Genomic DNA, 4,144 nt, shown 5'->3' on the forward strand with positions numbered 1-4,144 from the left:
TGCCGCCATAAACGAAGATCGCCGGAATGTTCATGCGGGCGATGGCGATCATCGCGCCCGGCATGTTTTTGTCGCAGCCGCCGAGGGCGAGCACGCCGTCCATGCTCTGGCCTTGGCACACCGTTTCGATGGAGTCGGCAATCACCTCGCGCGACACCAGCGAATATTTCATGCCCTCGGTGCCCATCGAAATGCCGTCGGAAATGGTGATGGTGCCAAACGTTTGCGGCATTGCACCAGCCGCTTTGAGGGCAGATTCCGCACGCGCGGCTAATGCACCGATGCCCATATTGCACGGCGTAATGGTGCTGTGCGCGTTCGCCACGCCGACGATGGGCTTGTCAAAATCCCCATCGCCGAAACCCACCGCGCGCAGCAGGGCGCGGTTGGGCGAGCGCTGCACGCCCTGGGTGACGGTTTTGCTTCTGCGGTTGTCAGACATTATTGCTCTCCTAAGAATTGAAGCCGCAGCGAAAGCGCGGCGGGAATTTACGTATCAATGCACAGGCTCGCCGAGGATGTCGCGAGCGAACGTTGCGCTCGTTCATTCGACCAGTCTCCACGCAATCCTTTTTCCGGCGCACAGCGGCACACCCGTTTCCTTCCCGAAATGCACCTCCTCGGGCACCGTCCAACTCCGTTTCTCCAAGGTGAGGGTGTCCCGGTTGCGTGGCAGCCGGTAGAAGCCGGGGCCGTGGAAACTGGCGAACGCCTCCAGCCGGTCGAGCGCGCCAGCGTCCTCAAAGACTTCGGCATAGAGTTCGATCGCGGCGTGTGCGGTATAAATTCCGGCACAGCCGCAGATGGACTCCTTGGGGTGGCGTGGGTGCGGCGCGCTGTCGGTGCCGAGGAAGAACTTCGGGTCGCCGCTGGTGGCGGCGGCGACGAGCGCTGCGCGGTGCGCCTCGCGCTTCAAGAGCGGCAGGCAGTAATGGTGCGGCCTCAAGCCCCCTTCGAACATCGCGTTGCGATTGAGCAGCAGGTGGTGCGCGGTGATGGTCGCCGCGACATTGTTCGGGGTCTGGCTGACGAATTCGGCAGCAGCACGGGTGGTGATGTGTTCCAGCACCATGCGCAGGCCGGGGAACGCGCGCACCAGCGGCGCCAGATGGCGCTCGATGAATACCGCCTCGCGGTCGAAGGCGTCCACGTCCGGATCGGTCACCTCGCCGTGCATGAGCAGCGGCAGGTCGTGCCGCTCCATCGCGGCGAACACCGGGTAGCAGCGCTTGATATCGGTCACGCCAAACTCGGAGTTCGTGGTCGCGTCCGCCGGGTAATACTTGATCGCGTGCACGAAACCGCTTGTCCTGGCCTTGGCGATCTCGGACAGCGCGGTGTCCTCGGTGAGGTGGAGCGTCATCAGCGGTTTGAACGACATACTCTCCGGCAAAGCCGCCAGGATGCGCTCGCGATAAGCCAGTGCCTGCTGCGCCGTGGTCACGGGCGGCTTGAGATTGGGCATGACGATGGCGCGCGCAAACCGCCGTGCCGTGTCGGGGAGCACCGAGGCCAGCACTTCACCATCGCGCAAGTGCAGATGCCAATCGTCGGGGCGTACCAAGGTCAGTCGAGTCATGGTTTGCGCCGATATGCCAGGTTCAACGTGGCGGTGTATTGGGGCATCATTGGTTCCAACGGGCACCATTACCTTTCCTTTTGATCTTTTGGGACAGAAGCACCTTCTTGTCGCTCAGGGACAGGATCATGGTGTAGTTGTCGCAATTCGATTTAGCCATCTTTAATGGTCGACTAAGGAGCCGTTGATTTATTCCGAAAGTGTGCTGGACACGCGACATCGCTGTCTTGAAAATCAGAGACTTACGGAGGCGGCGTGGTCGCGCGAACGAATAAATCAGCGCTTCCCTAAACAAACCCTTGAAACACGTATGAATGCATGTTTCACACCACGTTTTCGATCATCTAAAATTCCCGGAATATGTTAATTTTCCATATTAATTTCTGGGAATTTGCGCTCTATTTTTTTCGATAGCTGACGGCTTCTTCTCTATCCGTATTGACCAGATGATCAACCTGCGATACCCCCTCAACCTGCGATACCCCCTGGCCGTATTGGCTAGCCGCAGGCCGTGCCGTGAAGCCGATTCTGGCTTCTATCGGAATCGTTCTTTCTGCAAGGACAACCTCCCCGTGACTGGGTCGTAATAGATCGGCTGCTCGATCTGAAGCGGATAACGGATATTGAGTCGTTTGATCTCGGCACGAACCTGATTCTTTGGCGTGTCGCGGGCGAAGGCAGGTAAATAGCGGCCCACCTTCGCGGTGTCGCACCGCTCGAGCGCATTCAGCGCGTCGAGCACTATATCGTGGGATAGCTCCATGCCAGCCTTTGTCTCGAGGCACACGGACTCGATCAATGCGACCGCCCAGATACCCCACAAGGCGAAAGTTTCTCGCACCGCTAGCAGGATCGTCTGGTTGGAAGGTAACCGTAGATTCAGCCCCTGTGGGAGCTCGGTGACCGCGTGTTCATCAATCCATGCACCCAAGATCCGTCTGTCGGCAAATGAACCGCTTTGGCGACATCGACAAGACGCGAAAAGTTCCCCCACCTCCCTGCAGGCGCGGGCAAGGTCGTCCGCTGTGCGAACGAAAAGGAGCAGGCTCGTTACATGACCATCCCGCGCTTCTTCTGTATTCGTTCTCATGGTGTGACCCATTTCCAATTCATTTCGGGCTAAAGCTGCGAGATCCTCGCGTTGCTTCGGTTTCATGGATTACACCAGTCGCAGCGACCCGCCGGAGCCGCCGTCACCGTGCGCTCCACCGTCACCTGGTGACCGCATCTGACGCAACGGTGGATATCCGCCCGGGCTTCTCTGGTTTGGGCGCCGCAATCTTCGCAGGGCAGGCCGGGGATGCGCTCGGCCAATTGGAAGCCGGGCGCGTTACAGAGGGGACAGAGGGTGCAAAGCTTGCGTGCAAGATCCCGTGTGGCCTGGGCGATGATCTCCATGCGCATGGGGTTCACATGGGCGCGCATATCGGTTTCCAGGAAGGCGCAGCCGTTGTCCCCCTCATCGCAGGCCCAGCTAAAGGCCTCGCGCAGAGTTTCCCAGTCGGCAATGCCTTTGCGGATGCGGGGATCGTCCTCGTGCTGCGGCCGCACCACCAAACCGTGTTCAGGAAAACCTATCGCACGGACGAATGCCTCGGCCTGCTCCCAGTTTGCAGTGAGCAGATGAGAGAAGTTGGTTTTGCCCGCGGCAACACCAACCACTTCGATATCCAGCGTATCGTCGATCCAGACGATCATCTCCACGTTCCAGGGAAACATTCCGGTGTAGGGATCCGGCCCGAAGCAGCCTTCGCTAGCGAGCCCCAGGGGCAAGCTTGTCAGCCCCATGCCGATGCGCGCCTTTTTCCGCGCCGCCTCGAGTTGCGTGCCCGGACGCGGGATGTCGTGCGTGAAAGTGCCCAACTGGTCGGTATCAAAGCCAGTTACCTGAATCACTTGGCAATCGATGGCGGAGGCCAGCAAAGGAGCGACGACTTTCTCCTTGCCATGCCGGGTGAGTAGGGCCACGGTTAAACCACTGTAGATGGGTTTTCGAAAACTCATAATAGATTTTTAAAATTTATAAATTTAGCGAGCTCCAACTTATGCATCTGTTGGCCCTAACTTGAAATCAAAATTCCCCAGAAACGAGCCGTGGTGCATGTGGGCGGAAATAATCGTCGCTCAGTAGCGATCATCGCGACACTCTTCGCTCACGCTTAGGTATGAAACAGTGGGTTCAGTAATCTGAAGACATTGGTTGCCATTGCCTGTCCATGTTGCGCAGGTAGATGCCGCCGTCCTCGTCGTCAATTTGAAAAAGGAACAACCACCGATTTTCGACAAGTTCACGCACGAGTTCGTGTTTGGCAATGATTCGATCAATCTCTGTTTTCGGTGCTTCGAGAAATACATTCAAACGTAAGGGTTCATGCACCCACCGTTCACCATTATGGAGCGACTGCAGCGGAAGGCCAACACGTAAGTCGCCACCATTTCCTTCGAATACGCCTATAGAGCCCCCCACGATGTTGTGCAGCACTTTATTGCAGCTGCCGAATCTTTGGTTGTCGACGACGGATCCGTAATACTGCATGTTGATCCAGTTGGCGACCACCATCGGTG

The 4,144-nt window shown here is 57.8% G+C and carries 5 protein-coding genes; all 5 read right to left on the reverse strand.

The window, feature by feature from the left end:
* On the reverse strand, positions 1–442 hold a 442-nt coding region (locus tag ACYCUK_RS23570), incomplete at its 3' end, for a dihydroxy-acid dehydratase domain-containing protein (protein WP_461597020.1).
* A gap of 102 nt (positions 443–544) precedes the next feature.
* Positions 545–1,579, reverse strand: coding sequence for a dihydroorotase (pyrC, locus tag ACYCUK_RS23575; protein WP_461597021.1), 1,035 nt, complete (start codon positions 1,577–1,579; stop codon positions 545–547).
* Positions 1,580–2,114: 535 nt separating this feature from the next.
* A complete protein-coding gene (locus tag ACYCUK_RS23580) occupies positions 2,115–2,735 on the reverse strand; it encodes a hypothetical protein (protein ID WP_461597022.1) in 621 nt (206 codons plus the stop codon).
* On the reverse strand, positions 2,732–3,547 hold the full coding sequence (locus ACYCUK_RS23585; protein ID WP_461597023.1) for a DUF6671 family protein: 816 nt from the start codon (positions 3,545–3,547) through the stop codon (positions 2,732–2,734). Before ACYCUK_RS23585 ends, ACYCUK_RS23580 begins: the two co-directional genes overlap by 4 nt.
* A 211-nt stretch (positions 3,548–3,758) precedes the next feature.
* Positions 3,759–4,144, reverse strand: a 386-nt coding sequence (locus ACYCUK_RS23590; protein WP_461597024.1) for a putative inorganic carbon transporter subunit DabA, incomplete at its 5' end; no start/stop codon positions are given.

The sequence above is a fragment of the Thiomonas sp. genome (assembly GCF_054608695.1).

What these genes read in the sequence shown, in the direction of transcription:
- pyrC (WP_461597021.1), bottom strand. Translation starts at nt 1,579, where the DNA reads ATGACTCGACTGACCTTGGTACGCCCCGACGATTGGCATCTGCACTTG.
- ACYCUK_RS23580 (WP_461597022.1), bottom strand. Translation starts at nt 2,735, where the DNA reads ATGAAACCGAAGCAACGCGAGGATCTCGCAGCTTTAGCCCGAAATGAA.